Consider the following 17,156-nt stretch of genomic DNA (forward strand, 5'->3'; position numbering starts at 1 on the left):
GGGCGTATAGCCCGCCCCGGGGCCCAGCGCTCAACGCATTTCAACCCGAAAGTAAATCATGTCCCGCAAGACCCCCATCGAGCGCTACCGCAACATCGGCATCTCCGCGCACATCGACGCTGGCAAGACCACGACGACGGAACGTATCCTGTTCTACACCGGTGTGAACCACAAGATCGGTGAAGTGCACGACGGTGCCGCCACGATGGACTGGATGGAGCAGGAACAAGAGCGCGGCATCACGATCACCTCGGCTGCCACGACCTGCTTCTGGAAGGGCATGGCCCAGAATTTCGCCGAGCACCGCATCAACATCATCGACACCCCCGGTCACGTGGACTTCACCATCGAGGTGGAGCGTTCGATGCGCGTGCTGGACGGCGCCGTGATGGTCTATGACGCCGTCGGCGGCGTGCAGCCCCAGTCGGAAACCGTCTGGCGCCAGGCCAACAAGTACAAGGTTCCCCGCCTCGCGTTCGTCAACAAGATGGACCGCACCGGCGCGAACTTCCTGCGCGTTCGCCAGATGATGATCGACCGCCTGAAGGCCAACCCCGTCGTGATCCAGATCCCGATCGGCGCCGAAGACAAGTTCCAGGGCATCGTCGACCTCGTGAAGATGAAGGCCATCATCTGGGACGAGGACAAGGGCGTGACCTTCACCTACGGTGAGATCCCGGCCGACCTGGTCGACGTCTGCAACGAGTACCACGAGAAGCTGGTCGAAGCGGCCGCCGAAGCGAGCGAAGAGCTCATGAACAAGTACCTCGAAGGCGAGAAGCTCTCCGAAGAGGAAATCAAGAAGGCCCTGCGCCAGCGCACCATCGCCGGCGAGATCCAGCCGATGCTGTGCGGCTCGGCCTTCAAGAATAAGGGCGTGCAGGCGATGCTCGACGCCGTGATCGAGTACATGCCCGCTCCGACGGACATCCCCCCGGTCGCCGGCACCGACGAGAACGAAGCACCGGTGGTGCGCCAGGCCGACGACGAGGAGAAGTTCTCGGCGCTCGCATTCAAGCTGATGACCGACCCGTTCGTGGGCCAGCTGACCTTCGTGCGCGTCTATTCGGGCGTGCTCTCGAAGGGCGACAGCGTCTACAACCCGGTGCGCGGCAAGAAGGAACGCATCGGCCGTATCGTTCAGATGCACGCGAACAACCGCGAGGAAGTCAGCGAAATCCGCGCCGGCGACATCGCCGCCTGCGTGGGCCTGAAGGAAGTGACCACCGGCGAGACGCTGTGCGATCCGGATTCGGTCGTGACCCTCGAGCGCATGGTGTTCCCGGAATCGGTGATCTCGCAGGCCGTCGAGCCCAAGACCAAGGCCGACCAGGAAAAGATGGGCATCGCCCTGCAGCGTCTCGCGCAGGAAGACCCGTCGTTCCGCGTCAAGACCGACGAGGAATCGGGCCAGACCATCATTTCGGGCATGGGCGAGCTCCACCTCGAAATCATCGTGGACCGCATGAAGCGCGAATTCGGCGTGGAAGCCAACGTGGGCAAGCCGCAGGTGGCCTACCGCGAAACGATCCGCAAGACCGTCGAAGAAGCCGAAGGCAAGTTCGTTCGCCAGTCGGGCGGCAAGGGCCAGTACGGCCACGTCGTGCTGAAGATCGAACCCCAGGAAGCCGGCAAGGGCTTCGAGTTCGTCGACGCCATCAAGGGCGGTGTGGTTCCTCGCGAATACATCCCCGCGGTGGAAAAGGGCGTCGTGGAAGCGCTGACGCAAGGCGTGCTGGCGGGCTACCCCGTCGTGGACGTCAAGGTCACGCTGCACTTCGGTTCGTACCACGACGTGGACTCGAACGAAATGGCGTTCAAGATGGCCGCGATCTTCGGTTTCAAGGAAGGTGCCCGCAAGGCCAACCCCGTGATCCTCGAGCCGATGATGGCCGTGGAAGTCGAGACGCCCGAAGACTACGCCGGCAACGTGATGGGCGACCTGTCGTCCCGCCGCGGCATGGTGCAGGGCATGGACGACATGGTCGGTGGCGGCAAGGCCATCAAGGCCGAAGTGCCGCTGTCGGAAATGTTCGGCTACTCGACCACGCTGCGCTCGATGTCGCAAGGCCGTGCCACGTACACGATGGAGTTCAAGCACTACGCCGAAGCTCCGCGTAACGTCGCCGAAGCCATCGTGGCTGCCCGCGCGAAGTAAGCGTTTCAGGAATGCAGGGCCGCGCAGTGCGCGGCCCTTCTTGTCTGCGATCCGGTGCCGTCTCGTTCCCGTGCGAGGCGATCCAGCAATCGGATGCAGACATAAAACCAATACACGGGACTGCTCTTTCAAGGATTGAAAAATGGCAAAAGGTAAATTCACCCGCACGAAGCCGCACGTGAACGTGGGCACGATCGGTCACGTTGACCATGGCAAGACGACGCTGACGGCCGCGATCGCGACGGTGCTGTCGTCGAAGTTCGGCGGCGAAGCGAAGGCCTACGACCAGATCGACGCTGCGCCCGAAGAAAAGGCCCGCGGCATCACGATCAACACCGCGCACGTCGAGTACGAAACGGCCAACCGCCACTACGCACACGTCGACTGCCCCGGCCACGCCGACTACGTGAAGAACATGATCACCGGCGCTGCCCAGATGGACGGCGCGATCCTGGTGTGCTCGGCCGCCGACGGCCCGATGCCCCAGACGCGTGAGCACATCCTGCTGGCTCGCCAGGTGGGCGTGGGCTACATCATCGTGTTCCTGAACAAGTGCGACATGGTCGACGACAAGGAACTGCTCGAGCTGGTCGAAATGGAAGTTCGCGAACTCCTCGACAAGTACGAATTCCCCGGCGACGACACCCCGATCATCCACGGCTCGGCGAAGCTGGCCCTGGAAGGCGACAAGGGCGAACTCGGCGAAGGTGCGATCATGAAGCTGGCCGAAGCCCTGGACACGTACATCCCGACGCCCGAGCGCGCCGTGGACGGCACGTTCCTGATGCCCGTGGAAGACGTGTTCTCGATCTCGGGTCGCGGCACCGTGGTGACCGGCGCCGTCGAGCGCGGCGTGATCAAGGTCGGTGAAGAAATCGAAATCGTGGGCATCCGCCCGACGGTCAAGACCACCTGCACCGGCGTGGAAATGTTCCGCAAGCTGCTGGACCAAGGTCAAGCCGGCGACAACGTGGGCGTGCTGCTGCGCGGCACGAAGCGCGAAGAAGTCGAGCGCGGCCAAGTGCTGTGCAAGCCTGGTTCGATCAAGCCGCACACGCACTTCACCGCCGAGGTGTACGTGCTGTCGAAGGACGAAGGCGGCCGTCACACGCCGTTCTTTAACAACTATCGCCCGCAGTTCTACTTCCGCACGACGGACGTGACCGGCGCGATCGAGCTGCCGAAGGACAAGGAAATGGTCATGCCTGGCGACAACGTCAGCATCACCGTGAAGCTGATCAACCCGATCGCGATGGAAGAAGGCCTGCGCTTCGCCATCCGCGAAGGCGGCCGTACCGTGGGTTCGGGCGTCGTGGCCAAGATCCTCGACATCTAAGCCGAACGCAAAGGAATCACCATGGCAACCAAGCAAAAAATCCGCATCCGCCTGAAGGCGTTCGACTACAAGCTGATCGACCAATCGGCCGCCGAGATCGTTGACACCGCGAAGCGCACCGGCGCGATCGTCAAGGGCCCGGTGCCCCTGCCGACCCGCCTGAAGCGTTTCGACATCCTGCGCTCGCCGCACGTCAACAAGACCAGCCGCGACCAGCTCGAGATCCGCACGCACCAACGCCTGATGGACATCGTCGACCCCACCGACAAGACCGTGGACGCGCTGATGAAGCTCGACCTGCCGGCCGGCGTCGACGTCGAGATCAAGCTGCAGTAAGCACGCAACACGAGCCCGCCCGCGCTTCGTGCGCGGCGTCGCTTCGAGGCCCGTTCGCAGAAATGTGAACGGGCCTTTGTCATTTGCGCGTCGTCTGTGGCATCCTCGCGCACCACCGGCCGCGCGACGCTGGCCGGAGCTGAATGAGGGCAGCACAAGCTATGAGCCACAGGATTCTTTCTGGTATCGGTTCGGCGCTGATTGCCGCGGCACTCCTCGCAGGTTGCGGTGGAGGCGGCGGCGGTGGCGGCGGTGGAATCCCGATCGGTTTTCCGCCCCCGGTAATCGGTGGGGTCACTCTCAGCGGCAAGGCCACCTACGACTCGGTGCCCAACAACAGCGGCCCGCTGGTCTATTCGGCCACCGTCGCGAAGCCGGTGCGCGGGGCCTTCGTCGAGGTGCTCGATGCCCTGTCGAACCAGATCGCGGTGACGGCCACCGACGGCAACGGCAACTACTCGGTGTCGGTGCCGGCGAACAGCACGGTCATCGTCCGCGTGCGCGCCCAGATCCAGACCTCCGCCTGGGACGTCAGCGTGCGCGACAACACCGGCGCCAACACGCCGCTCTATTCGATGCAGTCGGCGGCCTTCGCGACGGGTTCGGTCGCGCTGACGCGCGACCTGCGCGCCGATTCGGGATGGGGCGGCTCGAGCTACACCGGGCGCCGCGTGTCGGCGCCGTTCGCGGTGCTCGATACGGTCTACACCTCGATGCTGAAGGTGCTGTCGGTGGCGCCCGCGACCACCTTCCCGCCGCTCAAGGTGTTCTGGAGCCCGAACAACGTGCCGACCAGCGGCAGCCTCGCGCTCGGGCAGATCGGCAACACCTTCTTCACCAACCGCAGCACCGGCCGCGAGATCTACGTGCTCGGCAAGGAGAACGTGGACACCGACGAATTCGATGCGCCGGTGGTTGCGCACGAATGGGGCCACTACTACCAGTCCTCGTTCAGCCGGGACGACTCGGTCGGCGGGTCGCACGACCTGAGCGACCGGCTCGATCGCCGCGTGGCCTTCTCCGAAGGCTGGGGCAACGGCTGGTCGGGCATCGCGCTCGGCCGCAGCAACTACGTCGATTCGCGCGGCGAAGGGCAGGTCGCCACCGACGTCAGCGTGTCGGTCAACCTGACCGTGGGGCCGAGCACCAATCCTGGCTGGTTCCGCGAGCGTTCGATCCACTCGATCTTCTGGAACCTCAACCAGCAGGTGGGCTTCAAGCCGATCCACGATGCGATGACCAGCGCGCAGTTCCGGGGCGGCGCCGCCGTGACCTCGATCCATCCGTTCACCGCGGCCCTGAATGCCGTGGCGCCCGGCAGCGCGTCGGCATTGGCGGGCCTGTTGAGCGCGCAGAACATCAGCGCCGGCGGCAACGATCCCTTCGGCGCAGCCGAGACCAACGCCGGCAATGTGCCGATATCGCTGCCCATGTACGGCAGCGCGACGGTAGGCGTGCCCACCTCCACGTGCGTCACGAACGTCGCGGGCGGTGGCAACAAGCTGGGCAACTACGCCTACCTGCGCTTCGTGGCGCCGACGACGCGCGACTACCAGATCTCGGTGGCGGCGGCAGCACCCGTGAACCCCGACTTCGCCGTGTTTCGCGCCGGCCAGATCCCGCGCTCGGGCAACAAGCTCAGCCTGCCGGCCGGCGAGTACGTGCTGGCGGTCACCGATCTCAACAGTTCGGGCGCGAACTGCATCAGCGTCTCGATCCAGTAAGAGGAATGATGGCCATGACGATTCGCTCGAACACACGGACCGCCGTCGCGGCGCTCTCGCTGGCGGCGCTCGCGAGCTGGGCCCTGGCCGACGGCGTGCCGGACGCGCGCGCGCACAAGCGCTCGCAGCACAAGACGGCGCCCGCGCCCATGGCCACGGCCGTGCAGAAGTCCAACGACTCGGGCGTCGTGGTGCAGTACCGCGTCGACGGCGCGCCCCAGGCGGGCCGCGCCACGTCGGTCGCGCTGCAGTTCGACGGCGTGACCGATCCGCAGGGCGCGTCGGTGCGCTTCACCGCGGACCCCGGCCTGACGCTGCGCAATGGCGGTCCGCTGACGCTCTCGACGGGACAACGCGGCAGCGCGACCGTGTCGGTCGTCAGCGAGTCGGACGGGCTGCGCTACCTGAACGTGTTCGTGACCCAGGGCGGAGCCAGCAGCGCCATCTCGATCCCGATCCAGGCCGGGACCGCGCCCCTGATGAAGTCGCAGGGCGACATCCAGGGCACCAAGGAAGGCGACAGCATCATCACGATGCCCGCCAAATAGGCGGAAAACGGCCCCCGCCGGCCGTTGCGGGCACCCCGAAACGGGCCCATTTCCAGCGCTTGCACCTCACCCGCGCCGCGGGCTATAATCGCTGGCTCTGCCCTTGTTGCGTCCGCAAGGTACGTGCAGGTCGGAGATTTATCAACCTTCCCCCGTTGCCGCGAGTCGGTCATACGACTTCGGTCAAACGCTGTCGCCAATTGAAGTGGCAGCGGCGGGAGAAGCTTCCATTTTTTGGAGAAAACACATGAGTCTGAGCAACTCCCTCGGGTTGCTGGGCCGCAAGGTGGGGATGATGCGTCTCTTCACCGATGACGGGGATGCAGTTCCTGTCACGGTGGTGGATGTTTCGAACAACCGCGTGACCCAGATCAAGTCGCAAGAGACCGATGGCTACGTCGCACTGCAAGTGACGTTCGGTTCGCGCAAAGCATCGCGCGTGACCAAGCCGGAAGCCGGCCACCTCGCCAAGGCGGGTGTCGAAGCTGGCGAAATCATCCAGGAATTCCGCGTCACCGCAGATACCGCAGGTCAGCACCAGGCTGGCGGCGTGATCGCGGCCGGCAGCGTGTTCTCCGTGGGCCAGAAGGTGGACGTGCAAGGCACCTCCATCGGCAAGGGCTACGCCGGCACGATCAAGCGTCACAACATGAGCTCGCAGCGCGCGTCGCACGGTAACAGCCGTTCGCACAACGTGCCCGGCTCGATCGGCATGGCACAGGACCCCGGTCGCGTGTTCCCCGGCAAGCGCATGACGGGCCACCTCGGCGACGTCACCCGCACGACGCAGAACCTCTCGGTGTTCCGCATCGACGAAGCGCGTCAACTGCTGCTCATCAAGGGCGCGATCCCGGGTTCGAAGGGTGGCTTCGTCACCGTGCGTCCCGCCGTCAAGGCCAAGCCGCAAGCGGCTGAAGGAGCGAAGTAATGGAACTCGAACTCCTGAACGAGCAAGGTCAGGCCGCGTCGAAGTACGACGCCCCCGAAACCGTGTTCGGCCGTGACTACAACGAAGACCTGGTGCACCAGATCGTCGTCGCGTTCCAGGCCAACGCCCGCCAAGGCACGCGCGCCCAGAAGGACCGCGAACAGGTCAAGCACTCGACCAAGAAGCCTTTCAAGCAAAAGGGAACGGGCCGCGCCCGTGCCGGTATGACGTCCTCGCCGCTGTGGCGCGGGGGTGGCCGGATCTTCCCGAACATGCCTGACGAAAACTTCTCGCAGAAGATCAACAAGAAGATGTACCGCGCCGGCATGGCGTCCATCTTCTCGCAGCTCGCTCGCGAAGGCCGTCTGGCCGTGGTGGATTCGCTGACCGTGGATTCGCCCAAGACGAAGCCGCTGGCAGCCCGTTTCAAGGCGATGAATCTCGAGTCCGTGCTCGTGATCGCCGAAGAAGTCGACGAAAACCTGTACCTTGCCTCGCGCAATCTGGTCAACATCCTCGTGGTCGAACCCCGTTACGCCGATCCGGTGTCGCTGGTCCACTACAAGAAGGTGCTGGTCACCAAGGGTGCCGTCGACAAGCTCAAGGAGATGTTCGCATGAGCCGCGTGAACCCCACCCCTGCTCAACGTCAGTTCGACGAAGGCCGTCTCATGAACGTGCTGGTCGCCCCGATCGTGTCCGAAAAGGCCACGATGGTCGGCGAGAAGTCGAACGCTGTCACTTTCAAGGTGTTGCAAGACGCCACCAAGCCCGAGATCAAGGCCGCCGTCGAACTGATGTTCAAGGTCGAAGTCAAGGGCGTGTCGGTTGCCAACATCAAGGGCAAGACCAAGCGCTTCGGCAAGTCCGTCGGCCGCCGCGACCACGTTCGCAAGGCCTACGTCACGCTGAAGGCCGGTCAAGAGCTCAACCTCGTCGGGGAAGGCGCTTAATCATGGCCGTCATCAAGATGAAACCCACTTCGCCGGGCCAACGCGGCGCGGTGAAGATCTCGCGTGACCACCTGTTCAAGGGTGCTCCTCACGCCCCCCTGCTGGAACCCCAGTTCCAGAAGGCCGGCCGCAACAACAACGGCCACATCACGATCCGTCATCGTGGCGGCGGTGCCAAGCACCACTACCGCGTCGTCGACTTCGTGCGCAACAAGGACGGCATCCCGGCCAAGGTCGAACGCATCGAGTACGACCCGAACCGCACCGCCCACATCGCGCTGATCTGCTACGCCGACGGCGAGCGCCGCTACATCATCGCCCCGCGCGGTCTGGAAGCCGGTGCAACGCTGCTGTCGGGTTCGGAAGCTCCGATCCGCGCCGGCAACACCCTGCCGATCCGCAACATCCCCGTGGGTTCGACGATCCACTGCATCGAACTGCAGCCCGGCAAGGGCGCGCAGATCGCACGTTCGGCCGGTACCTCGGCCACGCTGCTGGCCCGTGAAGGCGTCTACGCCCAGGTCCGCATGCGTTCGGGCGAAGTTCGCCGCATTCACATCGAATGCCGCGCGACCATCGGTGAAGTTGCCAACGAAGAACACAGCCTGCGCCAGCTCGGCAAGGCCGGTGTGAAGCGTCACATGGGTATCCGCCCGACCGTTCGCGGCGTGGTGATGAACCCGGTCGACCACCCGCACGGTGGTGGCGAAGGCAAGACCGGCGAAGGCCGTCACCCTGTCGACCCGTGGGGCAACCTGACCAAGGGTTACCGTACCCGTAACAACAAGCGCACGCAGGTCTTCATCGTGTCGCGCCGCAAGAAGTAAGGGATAGCAAATGACTCGCTCTCTCAAAAAGGGTCCGTTTGTTGACCATCACCTCGTTGCCAAGGCCGACAAGGCCGTGACGACGAAGGACAAGAAGCCGATCAAGACCTGGTCGCGCCGCTCGATGGTCCTGCCCGAGTTCATCGGCCTGACCATTGCAGTGCACAACGGCAAGCAGCACGTGCCTGTCTACATCACCGACCAGATGGTCGGCCACAAGCTCGGCGAATTTGCGCTCACGCGCACGTTCAAGGGGCACCCCGCGGACAAGAAAGTCCAGAAGAAGTAAGGAACGACCATGTCTGAAACACGTGCAGTCCTCCGCGGTGTACGCCTCTCGGTCGACAAGGGCCGTCTGGTCGCCGACCTGATCCGCGGCAAGAAGGTCGATCAAGCGCTCAACGTTCTGCAGTTCACGCAGAAGAAGGCCGCTGTGATCATCAAGAAGGTGCTCGAGTCGGCCATCGCCAACGCGGAGCACAACGACGGTGCCGACATCGACGAACTGAAGGTCAAGACCATCTACGTCGAACAGGGCGCCACGCTCAAGCGCTTCACGGCGCGCGCCAAGGGTCGCGGCAATCGCATCAGCAAGCCCACGTGCCATGTGTACGTGACGGTTGGCAACTAAGAGCCTGGAAGAAATATGGGACAGAAAATCCATCCGACCGGCTTCCGTCTGGCGGTTACCCGTAACTGGTCCAGCCGCTGGTACGCCAGTGACCGCGATTTCGCGGGCATGCTGGCCGAAGACATCAAGGTTCGCGAATACCTGAAGAAGAAGCTGAAGAACGCTTCGGTGTCGCGCGTCCTGATCGAGCGTCCCGCCAAGAACGCCCGCATCACGATCTACTCGGCTCGTCCGGGCGTCGTGATCGGCAAGAAGGGCGAAGACATCGAGAACCTCAAGCGCGAACTGGGCCGCCAGCTCGGCGTGCCGGTGGCAGTGAACATCGAGGAAGTGCGCAAGCCCGAAATCGATGCCCAGCTGATCGCCGACAGCATCACGCAGCAGCTCGAAAAGCGGATCATGTTCCGCCGCGCCATGAAGCGCGCCATGCAGAACGCCATGCGTCTGGGTGCCCAGGGCATCAAGATCATGTCGGCTGGCCGCCTGAACGGCATCGAAATCGCTCGTACCGAGTGGTACCGCGAAGGTCGCGTGCCGCTTCACACGCTGCGCGCCGACATCGACTACGGCACCTCGGAAGCCAAGACCACCTACGGCGTCATCGGCGTCAAGGTGTGGGTCTACAAGGGCGACACCCTGGGCCGCAACGACCTGCCCGCCGTCGAGACCCCGCGTCCCGAGGAAGAGCGTCGTCCGCGTGGTCCGCGCCGTGATGGCCGCCCTGGTGGCGACCGTCCAGGCGGTGACCGCCGCGGTGGCCCGCGTGCCGGTGCCCGTGGCCCGATCGGTGGCAACACCGCTCCCGCCGACGGCAGCGACAAGCCCGCAGAAGCAACCGGCGGTGCCGGTGCAGACTCGAAACCCGCCGTTAAGCGCGTCCGCAAAGCCGCGCCCGCTGCAGCAGCGGACGGTGCCAAGACCGAGTAATCGGTCTCAGCCCCGGGTGTGCATTCGCACAGGAAGCCCGGGGCAGTCCTCACGGAGTAACAAGACATGCTGCAACCTGCACGCAGAAAGTTCCGCAAGGAACAAAAGGGCCGCAACACCGGCGTCGCCACCCGGGGCAACTCGGTGGCCTTCGGTGACTTCGGTCTGAAATGCACCGACCGCGGCCGCCTCACGGCGCGCCAGATCGAAGCCGCTCGCCGCGCGATTTCGCGTCACGTGAAGCGCGGTGGCCGTATCTGGATCCGCGTGTTCCCCGACAAGCCGATCTCGACCAAGCCCGCAGAAGTGCGGATGGGTAACGGCAAGGGCAACCCCGAGTACTACGTCGCCGAGATCCAGCCCGGCAAGATCGTGTTCGAGATCGTCGGCGTGCCCGAAGAACTCGCCCGCGAAGCCTTCCGCCTGGCCGCTGCCAAGCTGCCGCTGCGCACGACGTTCGTCTCGCGCCAGCTCGGCGCCTGAGAGGAGAACATCCATGGCAACACGTAAGAAGAAAGAAGCCGCGGCTCCGGCCAAGGTGAGCAAGGCAGCAGCACTGCGCGAGAAGGACGTCGCCGGTCTGCAAGCCGAAATCAAGGATCTGCAGAAGGCCCATTTCGGCCTGCGCATGCAGAAAGCCACGCAACAGCTGTCGAACACCTCGACGCTGCGCGTGACGCGTCGCGACATCGCGCGCGCCAAGACCGTTCTTGCTCAGAAGCAGCAAGAAACCCAAGCCGCCAAGTAAGGAGTGAACATGACGGAAGCTAAAAAATCCCTCAAGCGCACCTTGATCGGCAAGGTGGTCAGCGACAAGCGTGCCAAGACCGTGACCGTGCTGGTCGAGCGCCGTGTGAAGCACGAGCTCTACGGCAAGATCGTGGCGAAGACGAGCAAGTACCACGCCCATGACGAAAACGGCGAGTACAAGCTGGGCGACACCATCGAGATCACGGAAAGCCGTCCGATCTCGAAGACCAAGAACTGGGTCGTGACCCGTCTGGTCGAGAAGGCCGTCCTGGTCTGATCCCCCTCGGGTCCGCCGGCTCCGCAAGGCAGTCGGCAGTCCATCGCGAAACGGCCCACAATGTGGGCCGTTTTTCTTTTTCCAGGAGCACTTTCAAATGATCAAAGTCGGCGACACCCTTCCCTCGGCCACCCTGCAGGAGTACTCGGAAGTCGAGGGCGAAGGCTGCAGCATCGGCCCGAACCCCGTCGACGTGAGCAAGGCAACGGCTGGCAAGACCATCGCGCTGTTCGCGCTGCCGGGCGCCTTCACGCCCACCTGCTCGGCCAAGCACGTGCCCGGCTACGTGCAGCACTTCGACGACTTCAAGGCCGCGGGCGTGGACGAGATCTGGTGCGTGAGCGTGAACGACGCCTTCGTGATGGGCGCCTGGGCGCGCGACCAGAAGACCGGCGCCAAGGTGCGCATGCTGGCCGACGGCAGCGCCGATTTCGCCAAGGCCACGGGCCTCACGCTGGACCTCACGGGCCGCGGCATGGGCTTGCGCAGCAACCGCTACTCGATGCTCGTGAAGGACGGCAAGGTCGCGACGCTCAACGTGGAGGCACCGGGCAAGTTCGAAGTCAGCAACGCCGAGACGCTGCTGGCGCAAGCCAAGGGCTGAGCGGCAGGTCCGACGAGAACGGCCCGCCCCGCGGACCGTTCCTCGCCTACAGGTCCACCTTCAGGTAGTGCGCCCCCGCAATGGGGTTGTGATAGAAGGGCGGCACCTCGGCGAAGCCCAGGTCCTCATAGAGGGCGCGCGCCGACTCCATCTCGTCGAGCGTGTCGAGCAGCACGCAGCCGTAGCCCGCGCCACGCGCCGCGTCGAGGATCGCCTCGGCGAGCTGGCGGCCCAATCCGAGGCCGCGAAAGCCCGGGCGCACGTACAGGCGCTTCATCTCCGCCGCATTCACATAGTCCGCGCTGTCGAGCGGCCGCAGCGCGCAGCAGCCCGCCACGTGCGCGATCCGGCCATCGGCGCGCAGCAGCGTCGGCGTGGCGCGACCCACCTCGTCCTTGACGTGCGCCGGATCGACCAGCGCCAGCAGCAGCGTGCCGCGCGGCTCGGCGTACTCGCCCGGCAGCGCGGCCAGTTCCTGCTCGAAATTCTGGAATTCGAGATCGATGCCCAGCGAGGCGGCGTAGTCGCGGAAGATGACGCGCGCGGCCTCGAGTTCATGGACCTCGTCGGGCGTGAGCAGCACGACGGCCGGCGTGTCCGACAGCGGCAGGGGGCGTGAGACGGATGAGCTCATGCGCGCAACGACGAAACCCAGTACGCGACGCCCGCGCACAGCAGCGCGAGCACCAGCGCGAAGCCGCGCGATGCCGCGTCGTCGCGGCTGCCGGCGGCGGCGATGTCCTTGTCGCCCGACAGCATCGGCGCGACCATCCGGTGGCGCTTCACCAGCACGTAGAACAGCACCGCGAGCACGTGCAGGCTCGCGAGCGCGATCACGATCCACTTGCCCTGCGTGCTGTGCCAGCCCGTGGCCAGGCTCACGAGATCGCCCGAGACGAAGCGCGTGAGCGGCCCGGCGGCCGAGATCTCGTCGTCGGCCACGAGGCCGGTGGCCACCTGCAGCGCGAGGATGGCCAGCAGCGCGAACACCGACAGCGCGCCCAGCGGCGTGTGGCCGATCAGGTCATCGGGATGGGCGCGGCCGCGCAGGTAGGCGAGGAGCGAGCCCGGCGCATAGACGAAGGCCGCGAAGCGCGACCAGCGCCCGCCGACGAAGCCCCAGACCAGCCGGAACAGCAGCAGCGCGAGCACCGTGTAGCCGAGGCGGAAATGCCATTCCATGATGCCGCCGAGGCCGGTGGCGATCAGCCCGATCACGGCGGCGGCCAGGGCCCAGTGGAACAGCCGGGTCGGCAGGTCCCAGACGCGTGTTCGGGTGGCCTGGCGGGACGCCGCGGCCGCGGGGGAGTCGGTCATCGAAGGAGGGGGGAGCGCATGGCTGCGGAAGGCGCAGATTAGCAAAGTCCGGGCCGCTCGCTCCATCGGGTTGTTGCTATGCGCGCCGGCCGGCCTGCCCCTACACTGCCGCGCAGGTGCCGCGCTCGACGGCATCACCCACGATTCCCACACGTCAGAAGGACCACGATGATCCGACTCGCCACCTTCGCGCTGGCTGCAGCCTGCGCCGCCACCACCCTGCCGGCCGCGGCCCAGTTCGCGAAGCCTGAAGACGCCATCAAGTACCGCCAGAGCGCGCTGTTCGTCATGTCGCAGCACTTCGGCCGCCTGGGCGCCATGGCCAACGGCCGCGCGCCCTACGACGCCGCCGCCGCCGCGGCCAATGCCGAGGTGGTGGCCGACATGGCGAAGCTGCCCTGGGCCGGCTTCGGCGCCGGCACCGAGGGCGGCAAGGCCAAGCCCGAGGTCTGGAAGGAAGCGCCCAAGTTCAAGGAGCACCAGGACAAGCTGATCGCCGAGACCGGCAAGCTGCTGGTGGCCGCCAAGGCCGGCAACATCGATGCGCTCAAGACCCAGTTCGGCCCCACCGCCGCGAGCTGCAAGGCCTGCCACGACACCTTCCGCGATCGCTGATCCGCCACTCGCTTGCCCCAACGAAAAAGGCGCTGTCCGGTCACGGGCAGCGCCTTTTTGATGGCTGGGGAAGGGCTCAGGCCTCGGCCAGCAGCTTCTCGATCAGCTTGTGCAGCTCGGCGAAATCGGGCTCGCCCACATAGCGCTTGACGATCTGGCCCTGCTTGTTCACGAGGTAGGTGGTCGGCGTGAGCTTCACGTCGCCCCAGGCCTGCGCCACGCTGCCGGTGTTGTCGATCGCCACCTTGAACGGCAGCTTGCGGGTTTCGGCGAAATTGACGACGTAGCTCGGCGGGTCGTAGCTCATGGCCACCGCCAGCGTGTCGTAGCCTTGCGACTTGTACTTGTCGTAGGTGGCGATCACCTTGGGCATCTCGCCGACGCAGGTCACGCAGCTCGTGGCCCAGAAGTTGACCAGCGTGACCTTGCCCTTGAGGTCCTCGGTGCTCTTCTTCGTGCCGTCGAGCAGCACGAAGGTCGAGGCGGGCGCCGCGGTGGCCCCCGAGCCGAGGTACACACCCACGCCAGTGGCCAGGGCGACGGCAACGGCGGCTGCGATAACGTACTTTTTCATGGCTGCTGACTGAGTGGGGCGGCGCGATTCTAGTTCCGCAGGTTCGAACCTGCTGGCGCGCGCAACAGTGCCCGTGGAACGGTGGATCGATAATCCGATCCCCATGCCGCAGCCCACCTCCCGTCCTCGCCGCCGCGCGCGCGCCTCCTGCGCCGCCGCCGCGGTCCTCGTGCTCGCGGCCTGCAGCCCGACCTTCAACTGGCGCGAGGTCCCGGTGGCCGAGGCCGGCCTGGTCGCGCTGCTGCCCTGCAAGGCCGACCGCGCCACGCGCGCGCAGCCGCTGGGCGCCGAATCGGTCCAGGTCGACATGGCCGGCTGCGAGGCCGGCGGCGCCACCTTCGCGATCGCGCATGCCACCGCCGCCAACGCCGCCCAGGCCGAGAGCTGGCTGCGCGCCTGGCAGCTCGCCACGCGCGAGCAGCTGCAGGGCGCGGCCACCACCGAGGCGCCGGCCACGGTGCCGCGCGCCGCCGCCACGCCCGCGCCGCTGCGGCTCGATGCGCCGGCCACGCCCACGGGCCAGCCACTGCAGGTACTGTGGTTCGCCCAGACCGAGACCCGCTCGACACCGCCCGGCGCCGTGTCGCTCTACCAGGCGATGGTGCTCGGCCGGCCGTCGTCGGGCGAGGCCGCCAAGACCTTCTTCGAAGGCCTGCGGCTGCCATGAGCCGCCCCCGCGATCTCGGCGCGGCGCTCCGGGCGGCCGCGCGATGAGCGACGGCACCCTCGGCGGTCGGCGCCGCGTCGCCGGCGTCTTCCTGGCCTTCGCCTTCGCGTACTTCCTCTCGACGCTGGTGCGCGCGATCACCGCCACCCTGTCGCCCACGCTCACCGACGAGTTCGACCTCGAATCGCGCGACCTCGGCCTGCTCGCGGGCGGCTACTTCCTCGGCTTCGCGTTCACGCAACTGCCCATGGGCGCCTGGCTGGACCGCCACGGTCCCAAGCGCGTGGTGGTGGCTTTCCTCGGCGTGGCGGTGGCCGGCTGCCTGCTGTTCTCGGTCGCCACGCATTTCTCGCTGCTGCTGGCCGCGCGCGTGCTCACCGGCGTGGGCGTCAGCGCCTGCCTGATGGCGCCGCTCACCGGCTACAGGCGCTGGCTCTCGCCCGCGATGCAGCTGCGCAGCAACTCGTGGATGCTGATGGTCGAGTCCTTCGGGCTGGTCGGCGCGACGCTGCCGGTGCAATGGCTGGTGCCGCTGGTCGGCTGGCGCGCGCTGTTCTGGTTGCTGGGCGCGGGCGTGATCGTCTCGATGCTGCTGATCGCCTGGGTCGCGCCGTCGTGGCGCCAGGCACCCGCCGCGACGGTGGCGGCTGTCGACGACGGCGGCAGCTACGCCGCCGTCTGGCGCGATCCCTTCTTCCGCAAGCTCGCGCCGATCGGCTTCTTCCACTACGGCGGCTTCATCGCGATGCAGTCGTTGTGGGCCGTGCCCTGGCTCACGCGGGTGTCGGGCTACACGCCGCTGCGCGCGGCCGAGGCGCTGTTCGCCATCAGCCTGGTGCTGCTCGCCACCTACTGGCTCTGGGGCGTGGCCAATCCCAGGCTCGCGCAGCGCGGCATTCCGGCGGAACGGCTCATGGCCTGGGGCCTGCCGCTCTCGCTGCTGCTCATGGCTATTGTTTTGATAGCGGGTCCACGCGCGGGCACGGGCACCTGGGCGGTGTTTCTCTGTTTCTCCACGGTGGTCACGCTGGCCCAGCCGGCCGTCGCGATGGCGCTGCCGCCGGCGCTCGCGGGCCGCGCGCTGTCGGCCTACAACCTCGTGATCTTCGTCGGCGTGTTCGTGGTGCAGTGGGGCGTGGGCCTGCTGATCGACCTGTTCGTGCGCGCCGGCCTCGACACCGTGGACGCTTTCCGTGGCGCAATGGCCATCCTCCTGGGGTGCTGCGTTATGTCGTATATCTACTTCCTCCGGGCGCCCCCGCATAATCGACGCGCCGTCCCCCGAGCCGCATGAACAGCATCCTCATCATTGCCCATTCGCCGTTCGCACAAGCGTTGCGGAAGTGCGCGCTGCATGTGTTCCCCGACAGCGAGAACGCCATCGTCGCGCTCGACGTGCTGCCCAACGTGCCGCCCGAGGAAACCCTGGCGGCCGCGCGCATCACGCTCGCGCAGCAGCTCAACGGGCCGCGCGTGCAGGTGCTGGTGCTGGCCGACGTGTTCGGCGCCACGCCCTGCAACGTGGCGCAGAAGCTGGTGGACGGCGTGCGCTCGCGGCTCGTGGCGGGCGTCAATCTTCCGATGCTGCTGCGTGCCGTGACCTACCGGCACGAGCCGCTCGACGTGCTCGTGCAGCGCGCCATCGCCGGCGGCACCGCGGGCGTGATGCAAGTGGCGGTGGCGGCACCGCAGAACCAGGCCAAGAGAAAGCACAGTGATCAAGAAATCCGTGACCATCAGCAATAAGCTGGGACTGCATGCACGCGCATCGGCCAAGCTGACCAAGCTCGCAGGCAGCTTTCCCTGCGAGGTGTGGCTCTCGCGCGGCGACCGCCGCATCAACGCCAAGAGCATCATGGGCGTGATGATGCTGGCCGCCGGGCTCGGCTCGACCGTCGAGCTCGAGACCAACGGCCCGCAGGAAGAAGAAGCGATGAACGCCATCGTCCAGCTCATGGACGACAAGTTCGGCGAAGGCGAATAAG

The 17,156-nt window shown here is 66.1% G+C and carries 24 protein-coding genes; 21 read left to right on the plus strand and 3 right to left on the minus strand.

Annotated features, from left to right (window positions below):
• Positions 1-58: 58 nt before the first annotated feature.
• The 16 genes from fusA to INQ48_02630 all read left to right on the plus strand — a co-directional run bounded on the left by fusA (position 59) and on the right by INQ48_02630 (position 11,998).
• Positions 59-2,158, plus strand: coding sequence for an elongation factor G (fusA, locus tag INQ48_02555; protein QRF58171.1), 2,100 nt, complete (start codon positions 59-61; stop codon positions 2,156-2,158).
• A 142-nt stretch (positions 2,159-2,300) separates the two neighbouring features.
• On the plus strand, positions 2,301-3,494 hold the full coding sequence (gene tuf / locus INQ48_02560; GenBank protein ID QRF58172.1) for an elongation factor Tu: 1,194 nt from the start codon (positions 2,301-2,303) through the stop codon (positions 3,492-3,494).
• A gap of 21 nt (positions 3,495-3,515) precedes the next feature.
• Positions 3,516-3,830 (plus strand): 30S ribosomal protein S10, encoded by a 315-nt coding sequence (rpsJ, locus tag INQ48_02565; protein ID QRF58173.1) that lies wholly within the window; start codon positions 3,516-3,518, stop codon positions 3,828-3,830.
• Between the two features lie 161 nt (positions 3,831-3,991).
• Complete coding sequence (locus INQ48_02570; GenBank protein QRF58174.1) at positions 3,992-5,554, plus strand: hypothetical protein; 1,563 nt, start codon at positions 3,992-3,994, stop codon at positions 5,552-5,554.
• 14 nt (positions 5,555-5,568) lie between these two features.
• Entirely contained in the window at positions 5,569-6,102 is a 534-nt protein-coding gene (locus INQ48_02575; protein ID QRF58175.1) for a hypothetical protein, read from the plus strand.
• 247 nt (positions 6,103-6,349) lie between these two features.
• Positions 6,350-7,030, plus strand: coding sequence for a 50S ribosomal protein L3 (gene rplC, locus INQ48_02580; GenBank protein QRF58176.1), 681 nt, complete (start codon positions 6,350-6,352; stop codon positions 7,028-7,030).
• Positions 7,030-7,650, plus strand: coding sequence for a 50S ribosomal protein L4 (gene rplD / locus INQ48_02585; protein ID QRF58177.1), 621 nt, complete (start codon positions 7,030-7,032; stop codon positions 7,648-7,650). The genes rplC and rplD overlap by 1 nt, the downstream gene beginning before the upstream one ends.
• Positions 7,647-7,982: a 50S ribosomal protein L23 gene (rplW, locus tag INQ48_02590; protein QRF58178.1), complete on the plus strand. Its 336-nt coding sequence runs from the start codon at positions 7,647-7,649 to the stop codon at positions 7,980-7,982. Before rplD ends, rplW begins: the two co-directional genes overlap by 4 nt.
• Before the next feature lie 2 nt (positions 7,983-7,984).
• Entirely contained in the window at positions 7,985-8,809 is an 825-nt protein-coding gene (rplB, locus tag INQ48_02595) for a 50S ribosomal protein L2 (GenBank protein QRF58179.1), read from the plus strand.
• A gap of 10 nt (positions 8,810-8,819) precedes the next feature.
• Entirely contained in the window at positions 8,820-9,098 is a 279-nt protein-coding gene (gene rpsS / locus INQ48_02600; GenBank protein QRF58180.1) for a 30S ribosomal protein S19, read from the plus strand.
• Between the two features lie 9 nt (positions 9,099-9,107).
• Complete coding sequence (rplV, locus tag INQ48_02605) at positions 9,108-9,440, plus strand: 50S ribosomal protein L22 (protein ID QRF58181.1); 333 nt, start codon at positions 9,108-9,110, stop codon at positions 9,438-9,440.
• 15 nt (positions 9,441-9,455) lie between these two features.
• Entirely contained in the window at positions 9,456-10,367 is a 912-nt protein-coding gene (rpsC, locus tag INQ48_02610; protein QRF58182.1) for a 30S ribosomal protein S3, read from the plus strand.
• A gap of 66 nt (positions 10,368-10,433) precedes the next feature.
• The gene (gene rplP, locus INQ48_02615) at positions 10,434-10,850 is read left to right on the plus strand and encodes a 50S ribosomal protein L16 (GenBank protein QRF58183.1); all 417 of its coding nucleotides are present in this window, start codon (positions 10,434-10,436) and stop codon (positions 10,848-10,850) included.
• 55 nt (positions 10,851-10,905) lie between these two features.
• Positions 10,906-11,115 (plus strand): 50S ribosomal protein L29, encoded by a 210-nt coding sequence (rpmC, locus tag INQ48_02620; protein QRF60579.1) that lies wholly within the window; start codon positions 10,906-10,908, stop codon positions 11,113-11,115.
• A gap of 9 nt (positions 11,116-11,124) precedes the next feature.
• Positions 11,125-11,394 carry a 30S ribosomal protein S17 gene (gene rpsQ / locus INQ48_02625; protein QRF58184.1) on the plus strand — a complete coding sequence of 90 codons (270 nt, stop codon included), beginning with the start codon at positions 11,125-11,127 and terminating at the stop codon, positions 11,392-11,394.
• Positions 11,395-11,491: 97 nt separating this feature from the next.
• The gene (locus tag INQ48_02630) at positions 11,492-11,998 is read left to right on the plus strand and encodes a peroxiredoxin (protein ID QRF58185.1); all 507 of its coding nucleotides are present in this window, start codon (positions 11,492-11,494) and stop codon (positions 11,996-11,998) included.
• A gap of 46 nt (positions 11,999-12,044) precedes the next feature.
• Here INQ48_02630 and INQ48_02635 read toward each other — a convergent pair whose 3' ends face one another.
• Together INQ48_02635 and INQ48_02640 are read right to left on the minus strand one after the other, a co-directional pair.
• Positions 12,045-12,632: a GNAT family N-acetyltransferase gene (locus INQ48_02635; GenBank protein ID QRF58186.1), complete on the minus strand. Its 588-nt coding sequence runs from the start codon at positions 12,630-12,632 to the stop codon at positions 12,045-12,047.
• Positions 12,629-13,315, minus strand: coding sequence for a cytochrome b/b6 domain-containing protein (locus tag INQ48_02640; GenBank protein QRF58187.1), 687 nt, complete (start codon positions 13,313-13,315; stop codon positions 12,629-12,631). The genes INQ48_02635 and INQ48_02640 overlap by 4 nt, the downstream gene beginning before the upstream one ends.
• 168 nt (positions 13,316-13,483) lie before the next feature.
• On the opposite strand from INQ48_02640, the gene INQ48_02645 reads away from it, so the two are divergent.
• Positions 13,484-13,930 (plus strand): cytochrome c, encoded by a 447-nt coding sequence (locus INQ48_02645; GenBank protein ID QRF58188.1) that lies wholly within the window; start codon positions 13,484-13,486, stop codon positions 13,928-13,930.
• 76 nt (positions 13,931-14,006) lie between these two features.
• On the opposite strand, the gene INQ48_02650 is transcribed toward INQ48_02645, so the two are convergent.
• Entirely contained in the window at positions 14,007-14,504 is a 498-nt protein-coding gene (locus INQ48_02650) for a TlpA family protein disulfide reductase (GenBank protein QRF58189.1), read from the minus strand.
• Between the two features lie 103 nt (positions 14,505-14,607).
• On the opposite strand from INQ48_02650, the gene INQ48_02655 reads away from it, so the two are divergent.
• From INQ48_02655 to INQ48_02670, 4 genes are read left to right on the plus strand one after another with little or no spacing between them, the layout of a single operon-like run.
• A complete protein-coding gene (locus INQ48_02655; protein QRF58190.1) occupies positions 14,608-15,171 on the plus strand; it encodes a hypothetical protein in 564 nt (187 codons plus the stop codon).
• A gap of 43 nt (positions 15,172-15,214) precedes the next feature.
• The gene (locus INQ48_02660) at positions 15,215-16,465 is read left to right on the plus strand and encodes an MFS transporter (protein QRF58191.1); all 1,251 of its coding nucleotides are present in this window, start codon (positions 15,215-15,217) and stop codon (positions 16,463-16,465) included.
• Positions 16,462-16,917 carry a PTS fructose transporter subunit IIA gene (locus INQ48_02665; protein ID QRF58192.1) on the plus strand — a complete coding sequence of 152 codons (456 nt, stop codon included), beginning with the start codon at positions 16,462-16,464 and terminating at the stop codon, positions 16,915-16,917. The genes INQ48_02660 and INQ48_02665 overlap by 4 nt, the downstream gene beginning before the upstream one ends.
• On the plus strand, positions 16,886-17,155 hold the full coding sequence (locus INQ48_02670) for an HPr family phosphocarrier protein (GenBank protein ID QRF58193.1): 270 nt from the start codon (positions 16,886-16,888) through the stop codon (positions 17,153-17,155). Before INQ48_02665 ends, INQ48_02670 begins: the two co-directional genes overlap by 32 nt.
• Position 17,156 lies beyond the last annotated feature (1 nt).

This window comes from Variovorax paradoxus (genome assembly GCA_016806145.1).
Lineage (GTDB): Bacteria > Pseudomonadota > Gammaproteobacteria > Burkholderiales > Burkholderiaceae_C > Variovorax.

What these genes read in the sequence shown, in the direction of transcription:
- fusA (QRF58171.1), top strand. Translation starts at nt 59, where the DNA reads ATGTCCCGCAAGACCCCCATCGAGCGCTACCGCAACATCGGCATCTCC.
- tuf (QRF58172.1), top strand. Translation starts at nt 2,301, where the DNA reads ATGGCAAAAGGTAAATTCACCCGCACGAAGCCGCACGTGAACGTGGGC.
- rpsJ (QRF58173.1), top strand. Translation starts at nt 3,516, where the DNA reads ATGGCAACCAAGCAAAAAATCCGCATCCGCCTGAAGGCGTTCGACTAC.
- INQ48_02570 (QRF58174.1), top strand. Translation starts at nt 3,992, where the DNA reads ATGAGCCACAGGATTCTTTCTGGTATCGGTTCGGCGCTGATTGCCGCG.
- INQ48_02575 (QRF58175.1), top strand. Translation starts at nt 5,569, where the DNA reads ATGACGATTCGCTCGAACACACGGACCGCCGTCGCGGCGCTCTCGCTG.
- rplC (QRF58176.1), top strand. Translation starts at nt 6,350, where the DNA reads ATGAGTCTGAGCAACTCCCTCGGGTTGCTGGGCCGCAAGGTGGGGATG.
- rplD (QRF58177.1), top strand. Translation starts at nt 7,030, where the DNA reads ATGGAACTCGAACTCCTGAACGAGCAAGGTCAGGCCGCGTCGAAGTAC.
- rplW (QRF58178.1), top strand. Translation starts at nt 7,647, where the DNA reads ATGAGCCGCGTGAACCCCACCCCTGCTCAACGTCAGTTCGACGAAGGC.
- rplB (QRF58179.1), top strand. Translation starts at nt 7,985, where the DNA reads ATGGCCGTCATCAAGATGAAACCCACTTCGCCGGGCCAACGCGGCGCG.
- rpsS (QRF58180.1), top strand. Translation starts at nt 8,820, where the DNA reads ATGACTCGCTCTCTCAAAAAGGGTCCGTTTGTTGACCATCACCTCGTT.
- rplV (QRF58181.1), top strand. Translation starts at nt 9,108, where the DNA reads ATGTCTGAAACACGTGCAGTCCTCCGCGGTGTACGCCTCTCGGTCGAC.
- rpsC (QRF58182.1), top strand. Translation starts at nt 9,456, where the DNA reads ATGGGACAGAAAATCCATCCGACCGGCTTCCGTCTGGCGGTTACCCGT.
- rplP (QRF58183.1), top strand. Translation starts at nt 10,434, where the DNA reads ATGCTGCAACCTGCACGCAGAAAGTTCCGCAAGGAACAAAAGGGCCGC.
- rpsQ (QRF58184.1), top strand. Translation starts at nt 11,125, where the DNA reads ATGACGGAAGCTAAAAAATCCCTCAAGCGCACCTTGATCGGCAAGGTG.
- INQ48_02630 (QRF58185.1), top strand. Translation starts at nt 11,492, where the DNA reads ATGATCAAAGTCGGCGACACCCTTCCCTCGGCCACCCTGCAGGAGTAC.
- INQ48_02635 (QRF58186.1), bottom strand. Translation starts at nt 12,632, where the DNA reads ATGAGCTCATCCGTCTCACGCCCCCTGCCGCTGTCGGACACGCCGGCC.
- INQ48_02640 (QRF58187.1), bottom strand. Translation starts at nt 13,315, where the DNA reads ATGACCGACTCCCCCGCGGCCGCGGCGTCCCGCCAGGCCACCCGAACA.
- INQ48_02645 (QRF58188.1), top strand. Translation starts at nt 13,484, where the DNA reads ATGATCCGACTCGCCACCTTCGCGCTGGCTGCAGCCTGCGCCGCCACC.
- INQ48_02650 (QRF58189.1), bottom strand. Translation starts at nt 14,504, where the DNA reads ATGAAAAAGTACGTTATCGCAGCCGCCGTTGCCGTCGCCCTGGCCACT.
- INQ48_02655 (QRF58190.1), top strand. Translation starts at nt 14,608, where the DNA reads ATGCCGCAGCCCACCTCCCGTCCTCGCCGCCGCGCGCGCGCCTCCTGC.
- INQ48_02660 (QRF58191.1), top strand. Translation starts at nt 15,215, where the DNA reads ATGAGCGACGGCACCCTCGGCGGTCGGCGCCGCGTCGCCGGCGTCTTC.
- INQ48_02665 (QRF58192.1), top strand. Translation starts at nt 16,462, where the DNA reads ATGAACAGCATCCTCATCATTGCCCATTCGCCGTTCGCACAAGCGTTG.